Below are 19235 nucleotides of genomic sequence, written 5' to 3' on the forward strand. Positions count from 1 at the left end.
AAAGTGCGGGTGGGGGTGCGGGGTGGGGTCAGCGGTCGAGGACGAGGCCGACCTTCTGGAATTCCTTGAGGTCGCGGTAGCCGCACTTGGCCATCGCCCGGCGGAGGCCGCCGAACAGGTTGAGCTGGCCGTCCGGCTCGTCGGCCGGGCCGAACAGCAGCCGCTCCATCTCGCCGAGCGGCTCGCCGGCCACCTCGAACGCCCCGCGCGGCAGCGACGGGTGGCTGGCCGCGGAGTGCCACCACGCGCCGCCGGCCGGGGCCTCCTCGCACAGCGACAGCGGCTCGCCGAGCATCACCGCGTCCGCGCCGCAGCCCAGCGCCTTGGCGATGTCGCCGGAGGTCTGGATGTCCCCGTCGGCGATCAGGTGCACGTACCGGCCGCCGGTCTCGTCCAGGTAGTCGCGGCGGGCCGCGGCGGCGTCGGCGATCGCGGTGGCCATCGGCACCCGGATGCCGAGCACCGACTCGGTGGTCGACCACTCGTCGCCGCCGATGCCGACGATCACCCCGGCCGCGCCGGTGCGCATCAGGTGCAGCGCGGTCTTGTAGTCGGTGCAGCCGCCGACGATGACCGGGAGGTCGAGGTCGGCGATGAACTCCTTGAGGTTCAGCGGCTCGTCGGTGGTGGAGACGTGCTCGGCCGACACGATGGTCCCCTGGATGACCAGGATGTCCACGCCGGCGTCGAGGATCACCGGGGCCAGCGCCAGGGTGTGCTGCGGGGAGACCCGGACGGCCACGGTGCCGCCGCCGGCCCGCAGCTCGCGGACCCGCTCGGCGATCAGGTCCGGACGGATCGGCTCGGCGTACACCTCCTGGAGCCGCTTGGTGGCGCGGGCGTCCTCGCCCAGCCCGGCCAGCTCCTCCAGGATCTTGGTCGGGTTCTCGTACCGGGTCCACAGGCCCTCGACGTTGAGCACCCCGAGCCCGCCGAGCTGGCCGAGCCGCACGGCCGACTGCGGGCTCATCGTCGCGTCCGAGGGGTGCCCCACACACGGGATTTCGAACGGGTACGCGTCGAGCTGCCAGGCGGTGGACACGTCGTCGACGTCCCGGGTGCGGCGGCTCGGCACGATGGCGATGTCGTCCAGGTGGTAACCGCGCTGCGCGGTCTTACCCAGGCCGATCTCGACCACGTCACGCATGGGGGCTCCAGGTGTCTCGGGGGGTGGTGGTCAGCGGGAGTGGTAGTTCGGCGCCTCGACGGTCATCTGGATGTCGTGCGGGTGGCTCTCCTTGAGCCCGGCCGCGGTGATCCGGATGAGCTGGCCGCGCCGGTGCAGCTCGGGGATGCTCTCCGCTCCGACGTACCCCATGGCGGCGCGCAGCCCGCCGGTGAGCTGGTGTGCGACGGCGGAGAGCAGGCCACGGTAGGGCACCTGGCCCTCCACGCCCTCCGGGACCAGTTTGTCCTCGGCGAGCACGTCCTGCTGGAAGTAGCGGTCCTTGCTGTAGGACTTGGCCTGGCCCCGGGACTGCATCGCGCCGAGCGAGCCCATCCCCCGGTACGCCTTGTACTGCTTGCCGTTGATGAAGATCAACTCGCCGGGGCTCTCCTCGCAGCCGGCCAACAGGCTGCCGAGCATCACCGTGTCGGCGCCGGCCACCAGCGCCTTGGCGATGTCGCCGGAGTACTGGATGCCGCCGTCGCCGATCACCGGGACGCCGGCCGGGCGGGCGGCCCGGGCCGCCTCCATGATCGCGGTGATCTGCGGGACGCCGACGCCGGCGACGATCCGGGTGGTGCAGATCGCGCCCGGCCCCACCCCGACCTTCACACCGTCTGCGCCGGCCTCGACCAGGGCCTTAGCCCCGGCGTACGTGGCCACGTTGCCGCCGACGATGTCGATCCTGACGTCCTTCTTGAGCTGGCGGACCATTTCCAGCACCGCCCGCTGGTGGCCGTGCGCGGTGTCCACGATGATCACGTCCACGCCCGCGTCGACCAGGGTCCGGGCCCGCTTGTACGAGTCCTCGCCCACCCCGACGGCGGCGGCCACCCGGAGCCGGCCGGCGTCGTCCTTGGTGGCGTTCGGGTACTGCTCGCTCTTGGTGAAGTCCTTGACGGTGATCAGCCCGCGCAGCCGGCCCGAGTCGTCGACGATCGGCAGCTTCTCGACCTTGTGCTGGCGCAGCAACGCCAGCGCCTCGTCCTTGCGCACCCCGACGGGTGCGGTGATCAGCGGCGTCCGGGTCATGATCTCGTGGACCGGGGTGGCCGGCTCGGAGACGAAGCGCATGTCCCGGTTGGTGACGATGCCGACGAGCTGGCCGTCGCCGTCGACCACGGGCACCCCGGAGATCCGGTACCTGCCGCAGAGCGCGTCGACGTCGCGCAGGGTGTCCTGCGGGCTGGCCGTAACCGGATTGGTGATCATGCCGGACTCGGAGCGCTTGACCAGGTCGACCTGGAGCGCCTGGTCCTCCAGGGAGAGGTTGCGGTGCAGCACGCCGATGCCGCCCTGGCGAGCCATCGCGATCGCCATCCGCGCCTCGGTGACCGTGTCCATCGCGCTGGACAACAGCGGGATGGACAGCTCGATGTTGCGGGTCAGCCGGGTGCGGGTGTTGACCCGGCTGGGCACCACGTCCGACTCGCCGGGCTGGAGCAGCACGTCGTCGAAGGTCAGGCCGAGCGGGACCACCCGGGCCGACCCGGCGGGCAGTTCCGGCAGGTGGCCGCCCAGCTCGCCGTGATCGGCGCCGGCCGGCAGAACGGTGCTGGGCGAATTGTCCACGAATGCTCTCCTGAGCTGGTCGGGCGGGCTTCAGCGAGGCGGCGCGCGCGGTCATCCGGCGCACGCCGGGTGACGGCGCGTCGGTGTCATCGTACCCATCGGCCCGGGCCGACCCCGCCGGGTCGTCGACGCTGCGTGACGGCGCCCCCCCGTCAGCCCCGACGCGGGGTGACCGGGCGGACGGGGGCGGGCGGCACGTGGTCGCGGGGTCTACGGTGAGGGGGTGCACGACGAGCCCATCGACCCGTTCAACGGCGACCCGGCCGATCCGGCGGCGGAGCTGCACGACCCGGACGGCGACGCCGCACTCGACCCGCTGACCGAGGTCGAGCGGCAGGACGTGCTTGAGGATCTCGCCGACCTGGAGATCTACCAGGCCCTGCTGGCGCCCGTCGGGGTGCGCGGCCTGGTGATCGAGTGCGAGGACTGCCGGGAGCCGCACTACTTCGACTGGGACCTGCTCCGGGGCAACCTGCGTCACCTGCTCAGCTCCGGCCGGCCCCGGGTGCACGAGCCGGCCTACGACCCGGACCCGGACCACTACGTCACCTGGGACTACGCGCGCGGCTACGCCGACGGTGTGCACGACACCCTGACCGAGGGCACCGAGGACGACACCGAGTCCGGCAACTGAGCTGCCCCGCAGGTCCTGCGCGTCGCTGACGTGCGGGTAACGGCTCGCGGCGCCCGTCCGGACGGCACGGCGTCGCACCGGGCGTGATCTGTGAGGCCGGGTCCGGCCGGGCCGCGGGCCCGACGGCGCGCTCAGGCGACCAGGCCGGCGCGGAAGCCGGCGGCCACCGCGTGCGCGCGGTCGCGGGCGCCGAGCTTGCGGAACAGCCGGCGGGCGTGCGTCTTGACGGTGTCCTCCGAGACGAACAGCTCCCGGCCGATCTCGGCGTTGCTCTTGCCCTCGGCCATCCCGAGCAGCACCTGGAGCTCCCGCTCGGTCAGGCCGACCGCCCCCCGGGCCCCCCGGGCCGGGGCGGCCCGCCGGGGGCTCGCCGGCTCCTCGGTCTCGCCGCCGGCCGGCTCCGGTTCGTCGTCGCCCCGCTGCACGGGCACCACCGACGGCACGCCGCCCGGCCCCTCCTGGGTCGCCGGCCAGGCCGGGCCGGGGTTGTTCGGGGCACGGCCGGCCGGAGCGGGGCGCTTCTGGCCGCCGACGGCCGCGGCGTCCCGGGCCGGGTCGGCCACCCGGTGCCGGGTCGCCCGGCCCGGCGCGGAGAGCAGCAGCAGGGCCTTGGCCACCGCGCTGGTCAGGTCGTGGTCGGTGCCCTGGATCAGCCCCCGGGCCCCGGCGCCGATGCTGGCCGCGGCCGCGTCGGACTCCTCGGGCCCGAGCAGCAGCACCGCGGCCTGCGGGGCGCGGGCCAGCACCCGACGCACGAAGCCGGCGCTGTCCGGCCGGGTGAGCGCCGTGTCGGCGAGCACCACGTCGGGCGGGCCCTCCGCCAACCGCAACATCACCTCGGGATCGGAGACGGCGGTACGGACGGCGGCGGACAGTCCGAGCCGGGCCGCCGCGGAGTTCAGTTGCTGCGCGGCGAGCGGTGTCCGAACGCACACGAGAACAGTACGCACTGTGGTCTCCTCTCCGACCCGAAGCAGACCACGGCGGGGTGTGGTCGGGTGGGCGTTCCCAGCAATCCTCCGAACTTTTCCGACAGATGGGGCATAAGCCGCGCAATGTCCGAGGTTTTCGATCACAGAAGTGTGAGCCCGAGCGAGCCGGGGTACCGGGATCCCGAGCCGGAAATCGGTGCGCCAGCGCGGCCGCCGCCCCGGACATCCGGTCAACTGAGAGTCTCCGCGGTGCCGCGGGAGGAGGGGTGCTGATGTCGAACGTACGCAGGCTGCCCGGACCCATCGTCGACCTCTGGGACTGGCAGCGGCTCGGTGCCTGCCGGGGCCGCGACAGCGCCCAGTTCTTCCACCCGGACGGGGAGCGCGGCTCCTCCCGCCTGCGCCGCGAGTCCGGCGCCAAGGCGGTCTGCCGGGCCTGCCCCGTACGCGCCGAGTGCGCCGCGCACGCGCTGTCCGTCCGTGAGCCGTACGGCGTCTGGGGCGGCTTCAGCGAGGCGGAGCGGCTGCGGCTGCTCGCGGTCGGCTGGGAGGACCTGGCCGACCGCCGGCACAGCCGCGTCGACGTGGCCCGCCTGGAGTCCCGCCTCGGCCGCCCGCACAAGTCCGCGATGTCGGCCCAGCGCAGCGTCGCCTGACGACCGCGCCCACCCCACGCCGACGCCGCGCCCCGGTCACCCGGGGCGCGGCGTCGTGTCACGTCCCGGCCCGACGGATGTCCCACCGTTCTGCCAGGATCCTCGGATGCTGATCGACATCGCGGATCCGGACACGCTCTGGGCCCGGTGGGGCGCGGTCGCCTCGGCGCTCGCCACCCTCGGCCACGACGACGTCTACTGGTACGACGCGGACGGTGCCCACCACGACGACCACGGGGGCAACTGGGCGCGGCTGGTGCGTGTCGAGGGCGGCCGGGCGGTGCTCTTCGGCTACGACCACGAGTACAGCGACACCGTCGGCGTCAGCCCGCCGCTCGACCTGCTCGCCGGGGCCCCCGCCTGGCTGCCCTGGCCGGAGCTGATCCGGCATGCCGAGGCCGACCAGCTCGGCTACGCCTACTGGTACGACGGCGGCTGGTCCCGGGTGCCGTACCCGGAGCCGCTGCTGCCCGACGGGCTGCGGGCCACCGCCGGGGCGGTGCTCGACGACGACCGGGCCCGGCGGAAGCTGGGCGAGGTGGTCTTCGAGTGGGGCGGGTACCAGCCGGCGGACGAGGCGGCGGAGCGGGCCGAGGAAGCGGAGGTGGCGGAGGCCGCCGGTCGGCTGCTCGCCGCCGCTGCCGACCGAGTCCTCGACGCGGGCGCGCTGGACGGTCTGCTCGGCCGGCTCCGGCCCGGCCCGGTCGACGTGCCCGCCGGCCTGGCGATGGCGGCCCGGGCCGGGCTGACCCCGGGCGGGCGACCACCGGCGGTGGCGGCGACGGCAGGGCCCCCGCCCCGGCGGGTCCGGGTGCTCAGCGACGACCAGCACGACCGGCTGGTCTGGACGGCGATGCGGCGGGCCACGGAGGCACCCCGCCCGGCCCCGGCGCCCACCCCCGAGCTGACCGAGCTCGTCGACTGGGCACGCGGCCGGTCCCCGGCCGGCGACGGCCGCTGCTCGCTGCTCGTCCAGGTCACCGACACCGCGCTCAGCCAGCACCCGGGCGAGGCGGCCCCGGCCAGCCTCCCGGGCGAGGACGGGTGGGCGGCCTTCCGCCAGGCCGGTGACCTGGTCCGCCGGCTCCGGACGGCCGAGGCCGACCCGGCGCACGGGCAGTGGATCTTCCTACGGCTGGAGACGACCGCCGGCGGCTTCACCCTCGAACGGCGCTACGACTCGTGGCCGGGGTGGCTGGCCGACGACGGGCACGGGCCCTGGCGCAGCCACCTCCAGCCGGAGCTGGACCGCCGGGCACCGGCGTTCCGGCCCGCGTGGGCGGTGCTGCTGGCGGCGGAGGTCGCCTACCTCGGCCCGCCACCGCCCTTCGACACGCCCACCACCGGGTGACGGTTCTCCTGGCGCGCCCACCACCGTCAGGGGGCGGGAAGGGCGGCAGGGCACGCCGTCGGGGTGACGGCGTGCCCTGCGCGGTGTCGTACGGCGTCGTCAGAAACCCGGGCCGTGCTGGTGGCCGTGGCCGTGCGAGTGGCCGTGGCCCCCGGCGGCCGGCTCGGCCTTCTCCGGCTTCTCCACCACCAGGCTCTCGGTGGTGAGCAGCAGGCCGGCGATCGAAGCGGCGTTGGAGACCGCGCTGCGGGTCACCTTCACCGGGTCGATGATGCCGGCCTTCACCATGTCGACGTACTCGCCGGTGGCGGCGTTGAGGCCGTTGCCCCACTCCTGGTCGGCGACCTTCTGCACCACGACGTAGCCGTCGTGGCCGGCATTCTGCGCGATCCAGCGCAGCGGCTCGACCAGCGCCTTGCGCACGATCGAGACGCCGACCTTCTCCTCGCCGGTCAGGCCGAGATCGTCGTCGAGAACCGACCGGATCTGCGCCAGGGCGGCACCACCGCCGGGCACCGTGCCCTCCTCGACGGCGGCCTTGGTCGCGGCGATCGCGTCCTCGATGCGGTGCTTGCGCTCCTTCATCTCGACCTCGGTCGCCGCGCCCACCTTGATGACCGCGATGCCGCCGGAGAGCTTCGCCAGCCGCTCCGCCAGCTTCTCCCGGTCCCACTCGGAGTCCGAGGCCTCGATCTCCTTGCGGATCTGGGCGACCCGGTCGGCGACCTCGCTGGACTGCCCGCCACCGTCGACGACGGTGGTGTTCTCCTTGTCGACCACGACGCGCCGGGCGGTGCCGAGCACCTCCAGGCCGACCTGGTCCAGCTTGTAGCCCAGCTCCGGGGCGACCAGCTCGGCGCCGGTGAGGATCGCCATGTCCTGGAGCATCGCCTTGCGGCGGTCGCCGAAGCCGGGGGCCTTCACCGCGCAGACCTTGAGGGTCTTGCGGATCGAGTTGACCACCAGGGTGGACAGGGCCTGGCCCTCGACGTCCTCGGCGATGATCAGCAGCGGCTTGCTGTTCTGGAGGACCTTCTCCAGCAGCGGCAGCAGCTCCTCGATCGCCGAGATCTTCTGCGTGGTGATCAGGATGTACGGGTCCTCCAGGACCGCCTCCTGCCCCTCCACGTCGGTGACGAAGTTCGGCGAGATGAAGCCCTTGTCGAACTGGAGACCCTCGGTCACGTCCAGCTCGGTGGCGAGGGTGGAGCCCTCCTCGACGGTGATGACACCGTCGCGGCCGACCCGCTCCATCGCCTCGGCGATCAGCTCGCCGATCGTGGCGTCCTGCGCGGAGATCGTCGCCACGTGCGCGATCGACTCCTTGCTGGCGACCTCGACGGCCCGCTCCAGCAGGGCCTCGGAGACCTTGCTGGCGGCCAGGTCGATGCCGCGCTTGAGACCGGCCGGGTTGGTGCCGGCGGTCACGTTGCGCAGGCCCTCGCGGACCATCGCCTGGGCCAGCACGGTCGCGGTGGTGGTCCCGTCGCCGGCGACGTCGTTGGTCTTGGTCGCCACCTCCTTGACCAACTGCGCGCCGAGGTTCTCGTACGGGTTGGTGAGCTCGATCTCCTTGGCGATGGTCACGCCGTCGTTGGTGATCGTGGGCACACCGAACTTCTTGTCCAGGACGACGTTGCGCCCGCGCGGGCCGAGAGTGACCTTGACCGTGTCCGCGAGGGCGTTGACACCGTGTTCCAGCAGGTGCCGGGCGTCATCCGAGAAGCTAAGGATCTTCGCCATCAATGTCCCTTCGAAGCGTCACTGCCCCGGCCCGGCGAACCGGACCGGGGCAGTGGCACTGGATCGGTTGCCTACTTCTCGATGACCGCGAGAACGTCGCGGGCGGAGAGCACCAGGTACTCCTCGCCGGCGTACTTGATCTCGGTGCCGCCGTACTTCGAGTAGATGACGGTGTCGCCGACGGCGACGTCAACCGGGATCCGGTTGCCCTTGTCGTCGATCCGGCCCGGGCCGACAGCGAGGACGGTGCCCTCCTGCGGCTTCTCCTTGGCGGTGTCGGGGATCACGATGCCCGACGCCGTGGTGGTCTCAGCCTCGTTCGCCTGGACCAGGATCCGGTCCTCGAGCGGCTTGATCGCAACCTTGGTCGCGGTAGTCACGGGCATACCCTCCTGGGGTATTGGTTTCGTTGCTGGTCGACGGGGCCGACCAGCGTAAATCTGCCACATGCCACCGGGCGGGGCCGTCGTCGCGGGTGCCGGTCCGCCTGGCGTTTCAGCGCCCGGGCACGGGCCCGGAAGCTGGCACCCTCCATGGGAGAGTGCTAATCGCAGGTTAGGCCGTGGCTAGCACTCCGTCAAGGAGAGTGCCAACGCGCCACCCGTCGTGTCGCCACAGTTCCGCCGCTCGCAGCCGCGACACGCCGATGACGCCTCGCCACACCGTGTTCGACTCCCTACCGTCGGTGGCCTTCGTCGGAGGCCGCCGAAAGGGAGCTGTGACCCGCAGCCGAACAGCCCGGCCGGAGCCGGGACAATTGGCGAGTGGATCTCGACCAGTTCGCCGCCCTGCGTACCCCCGAGGGCTCGGCCGCGCTCGCCGCGGCGACCGGGCTGGCCGGCGGTGACCCGCTGGCCGCGGCGGCGGCGCTCCGCTCCGCCGGCATCCCGGCCGGGCTCGCGGCGGCGGCGCTGACCCAGGCGGAGCTGCGCCGCCGGGCGGTCGGCAAGTTCGGTCCGGAGGCCGCCGGCATGTTCCTCACCCGCCCCGGGCTGGAGCAGGCCACCCGCCGGGTGGTCGCCGACCGGCGGGCCGACCGGCTGCGCGCGGCCGGGGTGCGCACCCTCGCCGACCTGGGCTGCGGCCTCGGGGCCGACGCGCTCGCCGCCGCCCGCGCCGGCATCCGGGTGTACGGGGTGGAGGCCGACCCGGTGACCGCCGAGATGGCCGCCGCGAACGCCGAGGCCGCCGGGCTGGCCGACGCGTTCACCGTGGAGTGCGGCGACGCCACGGCGTTCGACGTGTCCCGGGTCGACGCGGTCTTCTGTGACCCGGCGCGGCGCAGGGCCGGCACCGGGCGGCGGATCTTCGACCCGAACGCCTACTCGCCGCCGTGGGACTTCGTCACCGGCCTGGCCGAGCGGGTGCCGCACACCGTGGTCAAGGTGGCCCCCGGACTCGACCACGTGCTGATCCCGGCCGGAGCCGAGGCGGAGTGGGTGAGCGTGGCCGGCGACCTGGTCGAGGCCGCCCTGTGGTGCGGACGGCTCGCCGAGGTCCCCCGCCGCGCCACCCTGCTGCGGGAGCCGGCCCCCACCGCCGCCGCGCCGGCCGCCCACCACCAGCTCATCGGCTCCGGCGCGGTCGAGGCCACGGTCGGCCCGGTCCGCCGGTACGTCCACGACCCCGACCCGGCGGTGGTCCGCGCCCACCTGGTCGCGGAGCTGGCCGACGTCCTGGGCGCCACGCTCGCCGACCCGAGCATCGCCTACCTGTACGCCGACACGCCGGGCGCGACGCCGTTCGCCCGCTGCCTGGAGATCACCGACGTACTGCCGTTCTCGCTGAAGCGGCTGCGCGCCCTGCTGCGCGAGCGCCGGGTGGGCCGGGTCGAGATCCTCAAGCGCGGCTCGGCGCTGGAGCCGGAGAAGCTGCGGCGGGACCTGCGGCTGGCCGGCCCGGAGGCGGCGAGCCTGGTGCTGACCCGGGTCGCCGGCGCGCCCACCGTGCTGCTGTGCCGGCCGGTGGGCTGACCCGGTTCGCCCGCCGCACCCACCGTGCGGTCGTGCCGGCCGGTGGGCCCGACCTCCGCCGCACCGGTCTACCGTTTCCGGTGGCCCGCCGGGCGACCCCGGGTTAGCTTGTCGGGCATGGCGGGACAGGGCACTCCGGCGACGGCGCTGCTGAACAGGCGGAAGGTCCGGTACAGCACCCACCCGTACGACGTCTCGCCGGACGCGCCGGACTACGGCGCGCTCGTCGCGGCGGCCCTGGGCGTGCCCCCGGAGCGGGTGTTCAAGTCGCTGGTCACCGAGGTCGACGGCGCGCTCGCCGTGGCCGTGGTGCCGGTGACCGGCGAGCTGGACCTCAAGGCGCTGGCCGCCTCGCTCGGCGGCAAGCGGGCGACGATGGCGGACCGGGCGGTCGCCGAGCGGGCCACCGGCTACGTACGCGGCGGGATCAGCCCGATCGGCCAGCGCAAGCGCCTGCCCACGGTGCTGGACGCCTCCGTCCTGGCCCACCACACCGTCTACGTCTCGGCCGGCCGGCGCGGCCTCCAGGTTGAGCTTGCCCCGGCCGACCTGATCGCCCTCACCGACGCCGCCACGGCCCCGATCGCGGCCCACTGACCCCACCGCCCACCCGCCGCCGCCGCTCGCCCACCGCGCACCGGACGCGGCCCGAATCGGCGGTCCGGGCCGCGTCCGCGCAGCACAGGGCCGGGATGCCCGCTCCCGACGGGCGGCGGCAGGATGCCGTGGGCGTTGCCGAATTGTTACTGCGGCCGACGAGACTTCAGACCTCGACGGCCTTGTGGCGGACCTGCGGCACGAAATACGTTGCCGGACACAACAAAAGCCGTCCCGCCCTCCACCCCCGAAAGGACCGCACATGCGCAAGGGCTTCCTCACCCTCGCCGTCGTGGGCGTGCTGGCCACCGGCGGCACGGCCGCCTGCGGCCCCGGCAACGCGGCGGTCGGCGGCAGCGACAGAGCGCCGAAGATCGGGGTGATCCTGCCCGACAGCAGGACCAGCGCCCGGTGGGAGGGCGCGGACCGCAGGTACCTGGAGGAAGCGTTCCGGGCCGCCGGGGTCGACTACATCATCCAGAACGCGCAGGGCGACAAGTCCAGCTTCTCCACCATCGCCGACGGCATGCTCACCGCCGGCGTCACCGCGCTGATGATCGTCAACCTGGACTCCGGCACCGGCAGGGCCGTGCTGGACCGGGCCAGGTCGCAGGGCGTCGCCACCATCGACTACGACCGGCTCACCCTGGGCGGCTCGGCCGAGTACTACGTCAGCTTCGACAACGAGGCCGTCGGCCGGCTCCAGGGCGAGGGCCTGAGCCGGTGCCTGGCCGACCAGGGCGTCGAGAACCCGGTGGTGGCGTTCCTCAACGGCTCGCCGACCGACAACAACGCCACCGAGCTGAAGGCCGGGTACGACTCGGTGCTCGGCCCGAAGTTCGCCTCCGGGACGTACGTCAGGGGCCCGGACCAGCCCGTGCCGGACTGGGACAACGCGCAGGCCGGGGTGCTCTTCGAGCAGATGCTCACCCGGACCGAGGGCCGGATCGACGGGGTGCTCGCCGCCAACGACGGCCTCGGCAACGCCGCCGTCTCGGTGCTGAAGAAGAACAAGCTCAACGGCAAGGTCCCGGTGACCGGGCAGGACGCCGACGTGCAGGGCCTGCGCAACATCCTCGCCGGCGACCAGTGCATGACCGTGTACAAGGCGATCCGGAAGCAGGCGGACGCCGCCGCCGCGCTGGCCGTCTCGCTGGCCAACGGCGTCCGCCGGGACACCGGCCAGACGGTCCGGGACCCGGAGAGCGGCCGGGACGTGCCGGCCGTACTGCTGGAGCCGAAGGCGATCTACCAGCAGAACGTCAAGGACGTCGTGGCCGACGGCTACGTCGCCCGGGACAAGCTCTGCGCCGGCCCGTACGCCGAGCGGTGCGCCGCCGCCGGGATCAGCTGACCCGCCCGCCGACCGTCGTACGGAGGAGACCCTGTGTCCGCAACCCCCCTGCTGGAACTGCGCGGGATCGACAAGAGCTTCGGCCCCGTCCAGGTGCTGCGCGACGTCGCCCTGTCCGTCCACGAGGGCGAGGTGACCGCGCTGGTCGGTGACAACGGGGCCGGCAAGTCGACCCTGGTCAAGTGCATCAGCGGCATCCACCCCACCGACTCCGGCGAGTTCCTCTTCGAAGGCCGCCCCGTGAGCGTCAACAGCCCCCGGGACGCCGCGGCCCTGGGCATCGACGTCGTCTACCAGGACCTCGCCCTCTGCGACAACCTCGACATCGTGCAGAACATGTTCCTCGGCCGGGAGCGGAGCAACGGCCTGGTCCTGGACGAGTCGGCCATGGAGCAGATGGCCGCCGAGACCCTGGTCAGCCTGGGCATCCGGACGGTGCGGTTCCTGCGCCAGCACGTCGCCAGCCTCTCCGGCGGGCAGCGGCAGACCGTCGCCATCGCCAAGGCGGTGCTCTGGAACAGCCGGCTGGTCATCCTCGACGAGCCGACCGCCGCGCTGGGCGTCGCGCAGACCGCCCAGGTGCTGGAGCTGGTCCGCCGGCTGGCCGACAACGGCCTGGCCGTGGTGCTCATCTCGCACAACATGAACGACGTCTTCGCCATCTCCGACCGGATCGCCGCGCTCTACCTCGGCCAACTGGTCGCCCAGGTGCGGACCATCGACATCACCCACGCCCAGGTGGTCGAGCTGATCACCTCCGGCCGCTCCGGCGCCCTCGGCCACGCCGAACCGGGCGTCCACGGCACGGGAGCCGACGCCACCACCTGGGGAGCCGTCCGATGACCGCCACCGTCGTCAAGCGGGAGGGGTCCCCGGACGTCGCCCCGGAGCCCTCCGTCGGCAGCCACGTGCGGGACTACCTCGCCCGGCTGCGCAACGGCGACCTGCGCCTGCTGCCGGCCGTGACCGCCCTCGTCGTGCTCTGCCTGGCGTTCGCGATCGTCCGGCCGGTCTTCTTCTCGGCCGCCAACTTCGCCAACCTGTTCACCCAGGGGGCCGCGGTCACCGTGATCGCGATGGGTCTGGTCTTCGTCCTGCTGCTCGGCGAGATCGACCTCTCGGCCGGCGTCGCCAGCGGGGTCTGCGCGACCGTCCTGGCCAAGGTGGTCAGCGACCTGGGCCACCCCTGGTACGTCGCGGTGCTCGCCGCCGTCGCCACCGGCGTTCTCATCGGCCTGACGCTCGGCTTCCTGGTGGCGAAGGTGGGCATCCCGTCCTTCGTGGTGACCCTGGCCGGCTTCCTGGCCTTCCAGGGCGTGGTGCTGCTGCTGATGCGGGAGGGCACCAACATCGCGATCAACGACGAGGTGATCATCGCGATCGAGAACCGGTGGGTGCCGCCCACGATCGGCTGGCTGCTGGCGGGGGTCGCGGTCGCCGGGTACGCCGTCACGCAACTACTGCGGCACCGCGACCGGACGGCCCGGGGGCTGGTCACCGAGCCGGTCACCGTGGTCGCCGGCCGGGTCGTGGCGCTGGCGCTGCTCCTCGGTCCCGCCGTGTACGTGTTCAACCAGGAACGCAGCATCAACCCGCTGATCAGCTCCAACAAGGGCATGCCGATCGTGGTGCCGCTCATCGCCGTCCTGCTGGTCTTCTGGACCTTCGTGCTCGACCGCACCGCGTACGGCCGGCACCTGCTGGCCGTGGGCGGCAACCGGGAGGCCGCCCGACGCGCCGGCATCAACGTGGACCGGATCCGGATCACCGCGTTCGTCGTCTGCTCCGCGATGGCGGCGGTCGGCGGCATCATCGCGGCCAGCCGGGACAGGTCGGTGGACCCGAACACCGGGGGCAGTAACGTGCTGCTCTACGCGGTCGGAGCGGCCGTGATCGGCGGCACCAGCCTCTTCGGCGGCAAGGGCCGCATGATCAACGCGGTGCTGGGTGGGGCGGTGGTAGCGGTGATCATCAACGGGATGGGCCTGCTCGACCTGAGCTCCGGCCTCAAGTACCTCTTCACCGGGCTGGTGCTTATGCTGGCCGCCGGGGTGGACGCGCTGTCCCGCCGGCGGTCCGCCACCACCGGCGCCCGCTGACGACGTGCGACACGGAGTGCCGGTGGCGATGCGCGCAGGACCCAGCCAGGACGAGATCCGTCGGCAGAACCTCGGTGCCCTGCTGCGCTACGTGCACGTCCACGGCGCGACGACCCGCGCCGAGCTGACCACCGTGCTCGGGCTCAACCGCAGCACCATCGGCGCGCTGACCGCCGACCTGACCGGCGCCGGCCTGGTCAGCGAGGGGACGCCGCGGGAGACCGGCCGGGCCGGCCGGCCGTCGCTGGTCGTCCGGCCCGAGTCGGAGCGGGTGTACGCGTACGCGTACAGCGTGGAGGTGGACCGGCTGCGGGCCGCGCGGGTCGGCCTGGGCGGCGCGGTGCTCGACCGCCGGGAGCTGGACCGGCCCCGCAACCTGCTGGCCGGGGAGGCCGCGCCGCTGCTGGCCGGTGCGGTCAAGGAGATGCTCCCGGCGGTGCCGGCCGACGCGGTCTGCGTCGGGGTCGGGGTGGCGGTCTGCGGCATGGTCCGCCGCGACGACGGCCTGGTCCGGCTGAGCCCGCCCACCGGCTGGGTGGACGAGCCGATCGGCGCGGCGCTGGCCGCCGAGCTGGGCATCGACGTGCCGATCACGGTCGGCAACGTGGCCGACGTGGCGGCCTTCGCGGAGCACGCCCGGGGCGTCGCGGCCGGCTGCGACAACATCATCTACCTGTACGGGGACGTCGGCGTCGGCGCCGGCATCATCGCCGGCGGCCGGCGGCTCACCGGGCACGGCGGGTACGGCGGCGAGGTCGGCCACATGGTGGTGGTCCGGGAGGGAACCCCCTGCGAGTGCGGCTCCCGGGGCTGCTGGGAGACCGAGATCGGCGAGCACGCCCTGCTGCGGGCCGCCGGCCGGCACGACGCCCGGGGCCGGGACGCGCTGCTGGCCGTCTTCGACGCCGCAGGCCGGGGCGACGCCCGGGCCCAGACGGCGGTCCGCCAGGCCGGCGACTGGCTCGGCTTCGGGGTGGCCAACCTGGTCAACATCTTCAACCCGGAGATGGTCATCTTCGGCGGCACCATGCGTGACCTGTACCTGGCCTCGGCGGCCCAGGTGCGCAGCCGGCTCAACTCGATCGGGTTGTCGGCCTGCCTGGAACATGTCCGGCTGCGCACCCCGAAGCTGGGCGCCGACGCGGCCCTGGTCGGCGCGGCCGAGCTGGCCTTCGAGCGGCTGCTCGCCGACCCCCTCGACGCCGGCTGACCGGCTTTCCGCCCGGCGCGGCCCGCCCCACCCGGCGCGGCTGCGTACCCTGTCCTCCGTGGACGTCGAGCTGCGCGCCTCCGACGACGACCGGCACCGGGTGGTCGCCGAGCTGCAACGGCACACCTCGGCGGGCCGGCTCAGCCTGGACGAGTTCTCCGAGCGGGTCGGGGTGGTCTGGTCCGCCCGTACCCTCAGCGACCTGGCCGCGGTGACCCGGGACCTGCCGGTCGAGCCGACGCCCGCCGGGCCGGCCGCCGACCACGGCCGGCGGGACCTGCTGGTCGTCTTCGCCGTCGCCGTCGCCACCCTGGTCCTGCTCGGCCTGCTGATGGCCCTCACCCGCTGACCCGACCGCCGGCCCCGGGCTCAGCCGTGCCAGGAACGCCACAGCGCGGCGTAGGGGCCGCCGGCCGCGACCAGCTCGTCGTGCGAGCCCAGCTCGGTGATCCGGCCGTCCTCCACCACGGCCACCCGGTCGGCGTCGTGCGCGGAGAAGAGCCGGTGCGCGATGGCGATCACCGTCCGGCCCGCCAGCACGGCGGCCAGCGAGCGCTCCAGGTGCCGGGCCGCCCGGGGGTCGATCAGCGAGGTCGCCTCGTCCAGGACCAGGGTGTGCGGGTCGGCCAGCACCAGCCGGGCCAGCGCGAGCTGCTGGGCCTGCGCCGGGGAGAGCGCGTGCCCGCCCGCGCCGACCATCGTGCCGAGGCCCTGCGGCAGCGCGTCCGCCCAGTCCAGGGCGTCCACCGCCGCCAGCGCCGACCGGACCCGGGCCGGATCGGCGTCGGGGCGGACCATCGCCACGTTGTCGGCGAGCGTGCCGATGAAGACGTGGTGCTCCTGGGTGACCAGCGCGACGTGGGTACGCAGCTCCGCCAGCGGCAGCCCCTCCAGCGGCCGGCCGTCCACGGTCACCGACCCGGCGCGCGGGGCGTGCACCCCGGCCAGCAGCCGGCCCAGGGTGGACTTGCCCGCCCCGGACGGCCCGACCATGGCCAGCTTCTCCCCCGGCTCGGGCACCAGGGTCACGCCGTGCAGCACGTCCCGGCCCTCGCGGTAGGCGTAGCGGACGTCGCGGGCGGCGAGCCGGGGGGCGGCCGGGTCGCCGCCCGCCGACGGCCGCGGGGACCCGACGGCCGGGGTCGGGCCCGCGTCGTCGGCGGCGGCCACCCCGAGCAGCCGGGCCATCGAGGCGCCGCCCACCTGCAACTCGTCCAGCCAGGAGAGCAGCCGGTCGACCGGGTCCACGAGCTGCTGGGCGTAGAGGGTGGCCGCGGTGACCTGGCCGAGGCTGACCCAGCCCTTCAGGTAGAACCAGCCGCCGACGACCAGGGTGGCGACCACCGGCACCACGTATCCGAGCTCGGCGACCGGGAAGAAGACGGTGCGCAGCCCGAGGGTGTACCGCTCGGCCGCGTACGACCGGCGGATGTCGGCGGCGGTGCGGGCCTGGCGGCGGGCCTGCTGGCGCAGCGCCTCCGTGGTCCGCGCCCCCTCGACGGTCTCGCTGATCCCGTCGGTGATGTCGGAGTACGCGGCGTTCTCCCGCAGGTAGCCGTCCGGGGCGCGGCGCAGGTACCACCGGGTGCCGACCCACAGGATCGGCACCGCGAGCAGGCTCGGCAGCACGAGCAGCGGCCCGGTGAGCAGCAGCGCCACGACGACGAACACGACGGTGACCACCGCGATCAGGGTCTCCGGCACCGCGAACCGGACCGTCTTGGACAGCGCGGAGACGTCCCGGGACGCCCGGGTGAGCAGGTCGCCGGTGCCGGCCCGCTCCACCGTCGACAGCGGCAGGGCGAGCAGCCGGTCGACGAACTCCTCGCGCAGCTCGGCGAGCACCCCCTCGCCGAGCCGGGCCGACGCCAGGTGGGCGAACCGCACCAGCACCGACTGGGCCACCACGAAACCGCCGATGGCCAGCGCGATCCGGTCCACCGTGACGGTCGAGGTGCCCCGGGAGATGCTCTCCACCAGGTCCCCGAGCAGCCGTGGCGCGACCAGCCCGGCAGCCGCGGCCAGCGCGTGCAGGCCGAGCGCGACGGCCAGGGCCCGTGGGTGCCGGCGGACCAGGGCGCGGGCGTACCGGCGGACCTGGCCGGCGTCGGCGACCGGCAGCGCGGTGGTCATCAGCTCTCCCCCCGGCTCACCGTGGCCGCGTAGCGCGGCTCGGTGCGCAGCAGTTCCTCGTGCGACCCCTCGGCCACCACCTTGCCGTCCTCCACGAAGACCACGTGCCCGGCGCGGCCCAGCACCAGCGGGCTGGTGGTGCAGACCAGGGTGGTCCGGCCCCGCCGGGCCGGGCCGAGCCGCGCGGCGATCCGCGCCTCGGTGTGCGCGTCCACCGCGCTCGTCGGCTCGACCAGCACCAGCGTCTCCGGGTCGGCGACCAGCGCCCGGGCCAGCCGCAGCCGCTGCTGCTGGCCGCCGGAGAACTCCCGGCCCCGCTCGGCGACCCGGCCGTCCAGCCCGTCGGGCAGGGCGTCGACGATGTCGGTCGCGCTCGCCGCGTCCAGCGCCGCGAGGATCGTCGCCGACTCGGCGGCGTCGTGCGGGTCCAGCTCCACCCGCAGCGGGCCGGTGAACAGGTGCGCGTCGTTGTCGGCCACCAGGATCCGCTCGCGCACCGCCGCCAGCGCCACCTCCCGCAGCGGTACGCCGTGCAGCGTCACCTCCGCGTCGACGTACCGGCCGAGCCGGTCGGCGATCGCGGCGGCGTCCTCGGGTGCGGCGGCGACCAGCGCGGTGAGCCGGCCGGCCGGCACGACCAGCCCCGACTCGGCGTCCACCAGCTCGCCGGGCCCGGCCGGCAGGGTCGCCGGGCGGGCCGGGTCGACCAGCTCGGGGGTGAGCCGGAGCAGCCGGACCACCCGGCGGGCCGCCACGTGCCCCCGGGTCAGCCGGTCCACCGCCTCGGTGAGGTTACGCAGCGGGCTGACCAGGAACGCGGTGTAGCCGTAGAAGGCGACGAGCTGACCGGCGGTGATCTCGCCGCGCAGCGCGAACCGGGCACCCAGCCAGGTCACCAGCACCAGGAACGCGCCGGGCAGCAGGATCTGGGTCGCCTCGAGCAGCGACTCCACCCGGGCCACCCGCAGCCCGTCGGCGCGCAACGCCTGGGACCGGGCCCGGTACCGGGCCGACAGCACCGGCTCGCCGCCGACGCCGCGCACCACCCGCAGCCCGGAGACGATGTCGCCGGCCCGGGCGGTCAGCTCCCCCTCCGAGTCCCGGTACGCCTGCTGCCGGTGGTGCAGCGGCCGGATGAGCAGCCCCACCACAGCCATCAGCAGCGGCACCCCGAGCACCACGACGAGGCCGAGCGGCACCGACGCGGAGAGCAGGATCACCGCCACCGTGGCGATGGCGACCAGCGATCCGGTGCCCCGGGCGGTGATGTCGATCGCGTGGCCGACCTGGCCGATGTCGGCCGTACCGATGCTGACCACCTCGCCCCCCGCGACCCGGCGGGGCAGCGCGGCCCCCAGCCGGTTCGCCGCGCCGACGGTGACCTGCACCGTCCGGTACGCGCCGCCCAGCCAGTTGTGCAACGCGCACCGGTGCCGCAGCACACCCGCGCCGGCCTGGAGCACGCCCAGCCCGAGCAGGGCCAGCCCCCAGGTGACCAGGGCGCCCTGGTCACGGTGGGTGAGGCCGGCGTCCACGGCCCGGCCGACGGTGGCCGGCATCAGGGCCTGGGCGACCATCCAGACCACGCCGAGGCCGATGGCGGCGAAGAAGAGCAGCGGTTGCCGACCGGCCAGCCACACCAGGTAGCGGGTCGCCGAGCGGTCGTCGGGTACGCCGGGATCGCCGGCCGGTTCGAATCGCATGGCCTGCCGACGCTAGGCGGCGGAAAACCGGTTGCGCCAGCGCATTCCCGCTGCTCAGGTCCGCCTGGGCCCGGGATGGGCCGGCCAGGGCGACGGGGTTGGGTTCCGAG

General features: G+C 74.2%; 17 protein-coding genes. 10 read left to right on the plus strand and 7 right to left on the minus strand.

Annotated features, from left to right (window positions below; translation table 11 throughout):
* Positions 1-28: 28 nt before the first annotated feature.
* Together ABT023_RS05030 and guaB are read right to left on the minus strand one after the other, a co-directional pair.
* Positions 29-1147 (minus strand): GuaB3 family IMP dehydrogenase-related protein, encoded by a 1119-nt coding sequence (locus ABT023_RS05030; protein ID WP_350881829.1) that lies wholly within the window; start codon positions 1145-1147, stop codon positions 29-31.
* Positions 1148-1177: 30 nt separating this feature from the next.
* The gene (guaB, locus tag ABT023_RS05035) at positions 1178-2740 is read right to left on the minus strand and encodes an IMP dehydrogenase (protein ID WP_350881831.1); all 1563 of its coding nucleotides are present in this window, start codon (positions 2738-2740) and stop codon (positions 1178-1180) included.
* Positions 2741-2963: 223 nt separating this feature from the next.
* Between guaB and ABT023_RS05040 the strand changes: the two genes are divergently transcribed.
* A complete protein-coding gene (locus ABT023_RS05040) occupies positions 2964-3374 on the plus strand; it encodes a DUF5319 domain-containing protein (protein WP_350881833.1) in 411 nt (136 codons plus the stop codon).
* 131 nt (positions 3375-3505) lie between these two features.
* On the opposite strand, the gene ABT023_RS05045 is transcribed toward ABT023_RS05040, so the two are convergent.
* Positions 3506-4324 carry a helix-turn-helix transcriptional regulator gene (locus ABT023_RS05045; RefSeq protein ID WP_350881836.1) on the minus strand — a complete coding sequence of 273 codons (819 nt, stop codon included), beginning with the start codon at positions 4322-4324 and terminating at the stop codon, positions 3506-3508.
* Positions 4325-4578: 254 nt separating this feature from the next.
* Between ABT023_RS05045 and ABT023_RS05050 the strand changes: the two genes are divergently transcribed.
* Both ABT023_RS05050 and ABT023_RS05055 read left to right on the plus strand, forming a co-directional pair.
* Complete coding sequence (locus tag ABT023_RS05050) at positions 4579-4962, plus strand: WhiB family transcriptional regulator (protein WP_350881838.1); 384 nt, start codon at positions 4579-4581, stop codon at positions 4960-4962.
* Between the two features lie 106 nt (positions 4963-5068).
* Positions 5069-6313: a hypothetical protein gene (locus ABT023_RS05055; protein WP_350881840.1), complete on the plus strand. Its 1245-nt coding sequence runs from the start codon at positions 5069-5071 to the stop codon at positions 6311-6313.
* Positions 6314-6412: 99 nt separating this feature from the next.
* Here the strand turns inward: ABT023_RS05055 and groL are convergent, their stop codons facing one another.
* Positions 6413-8056 carry a chaperonin GroEL gene (gene groL, locus ABT023_RS05060; protein ID WP_350881842.1) on the minus strand — a complete coding sequence of 548 codons (1644 nt, stop codon included), beginning with the start codon at positions 8054-8056 and terminating at the stop codon, positions 6413-6415.
* A 71-nt stretch (positions 8057-8127) separates the two neighbouring features.
* Positions 8128-8436 (minus strand): co-chaperone GroES, encoded by a 309-nt coding sequence (gene groES, locus ABT023_RS05065; protein ID WP_502890594.1) that lies wholly within the window; start codon positions 8434-8436, stop codon positions 8128-8130.
* Positions 8437-8820: 384 nt separating this feature from the next.
* Between groES and ABT023_RS05070 the strand changes: the two genes are divergently transcribed.
* From ABT023_RS05070 to ABT023_RS05100, 7 genes are all read left to right on the plus strand, one after another.
* Positions 8821-10029: a THUMP-like domain-containing protein gene (locus ABT023_RS05070; protein ID WP_350881846.1), complete on the plus strand. Its 1209-nt coding sequence runs from the start codon at positions 8821-8823 to the stop codon at positions 10027-10029.
* 117 nt (positions 10030-10146) lie between these two features.
* Entirely contained in the window at positions 10147-10626 is a 480-nt protein-coding gene (ybaK, locus tag ABT023_RS05075; RefSeq protein WP_350881848.1) for a Cys-tRNA(Pro) deacylase, read from the plus strand.
* Positions 10627-10888: 262 nt separating this feature from the next.
* Positions 10889-11980 carry a sugar ABC transporter substrate-binding protein gene (locus ABT023_RS05080; RefSeq protein WP_350881850.1) on the plus strand — a complete coding sequence of 364 codons (1092 nt, stop codon included), beginning with the start codon at positions 10889-10891 and terminating at the stop codon, positions 11978-11980.
* A gap of 33 nt (positions 11981-12013) precedes the next feature.
* Complete coding sequence (locus ABT023_RS05085; protein ID WP_350881852.1) at positions 12014-12823, plus strand: ATP-binding cassette domain-containing protein; 810 nt, start codon at positions 12014-12016, stop codon at positions 12821-12823.
* The gene (locus ABT023_RS05090) at positions 12820-14079 is read left to right on the plus strand and encodes a sugar ABC transporter permease (RefSeq protein ID WP_350881854.1); all 1260 of its coding nucleotides are present in this window, start codon (positions 12820-12822) and stop codon (positions 14077-14079) included. Before ABT023_RS05085 ends, ABT023_RS05090 begins: the two co-directional genes overlap by 4 nt.
* Before the next feature lie 28 nt (positions 14080-14107).
* Positions 14108-15289 carry an ROK family protein gene (locus tag ABT023_RS05095; RefSeq protein ID WP_350881856.1) on the plus strand — a complete coding sequence of 394 codons (1182 nt, stop codon included), beginning with the start codon at positions 14108-14110 and terminating at the stop codon, positions 15287-15289.
* A gap of 58 nt (positions 15290-15347) precedes the next feature.
* Positions 15348-15638 (plus strand): DUF1707 SHOCT-like domain-containing protein, encoded by a 291-nt coding sequence (locus ABT023_RS05100; protein ID WP_350881858.1) that lies wholly within the window; start codon positions 15348-15350, stop codon positions 15636-15638.
* A gap of 20 nt (positions 15639-15658) precedes the next feature.
* Here ABT023_RS05100 and ABT023_RS05105 read toward each other — a convergent pair whose 3' ends face one another.
* Positions 15659-17422, minus strand: a complete 1764-nt coding sequence (locus tag ABT023_RS05105) for an ABC transporter ATP-binding protein (RefSeq protein ID WP_350881860.1) — start codon at positions 17420-17422, stop codon at positions 15659-15661.
* Positions 17422-19125 (minus strand): ABC transporter ATP-binding protein, encoded by a 1704-nt coding sequence (locus ABT023_RS05110; protein WP_350881862.1) that lies wholly within the window; start codon positions 19123-19125, stop codon positions 17422-17424. The genes ABT023_RS05105 and ABT023_RS05110 overlap by 1 nt, the downstream gene beginning before the upstream one ends.
* Between the last annotated feature and the right edge of the window lie 110 nt (positions 19126-19235).

This window comes from Micromonospora sp. NPDC002296 (genome assembly GCF_040296145.1).
GTDB lineage: Bacteria > Actinomycetota > Actinomycetes > Mycobacteriales > Micromonosporaceae > Micromonospora.

Coding starts and splice junctions, on each gene's coding strand:
- ABT023_RS05110 (WP_350881862.1), bottom strand. CDS start 19,125: ATGCGATTCGAACCGGCCGGCGATCCCGGCGTACCCGACGACCGCTCG.
- ABT023_RS05095 (WP_350881856.1), top strand. CDS start 14,108: ATGCGCGCAGGACCCAGCCAGGACGAGATCCGTCGGCAGAACCTCGGT.
- ABT023_RS05080 (WP_350881850.1), top strand. CDS start 10,889: ATGCGCAAGGGCTTCCTCACCCTCGCCGTCGTGGGCGTGCTGGCCACC.
- ybaK (WP_350881848.1), top strand. CDS start 10,147: ATGGCGGGACAGGGCACTCCGGCGACGGCGCTGCTGAACAGGCGGAAG.
- groL (WP_350881842.1), bottom strand. CDS start 8,056: ATGGCGAAGATCCTTAGCTTCTCGGATGACGCCCGGCACCTGCTGGAA.
- ABT023_RS05105 (WP_350881860.1), bottom strand. CDS start 17,422: ATGACCACCGCGCTGCCGGTCGCCGACGCCGGCCAGGTCCGCCGGTAC.
- ABT023_RS05050 (WP_350881838.1), top strand. CDS start 4,579: ATGTCGAACGTACGCAGGCTGCCCGGACCCATCGTCGACCTCTGGGAC.
- ABT023_RS05055 (WP_350881840.1), top strand. CDS start 5,069: ATGCTGATCGACATCGCGGATCCGGACACGCTCTGGGCCCGGTGGGGC.
- ABT023_RS05090 (WP_350881854.1), top strand. CDS start 12,820: ATGACCGCCACCGTCGTCAAGCGGGAGGGGTCCCCGGACGTCGCCCCG.
- ABT023_RS05030 (WP_350881829.1), bottom strand. CDS start 1,147: ATGCGTGACGTGGTCGAGATCGGCCTGGGTAAGACCGCGCAGCGCGGT.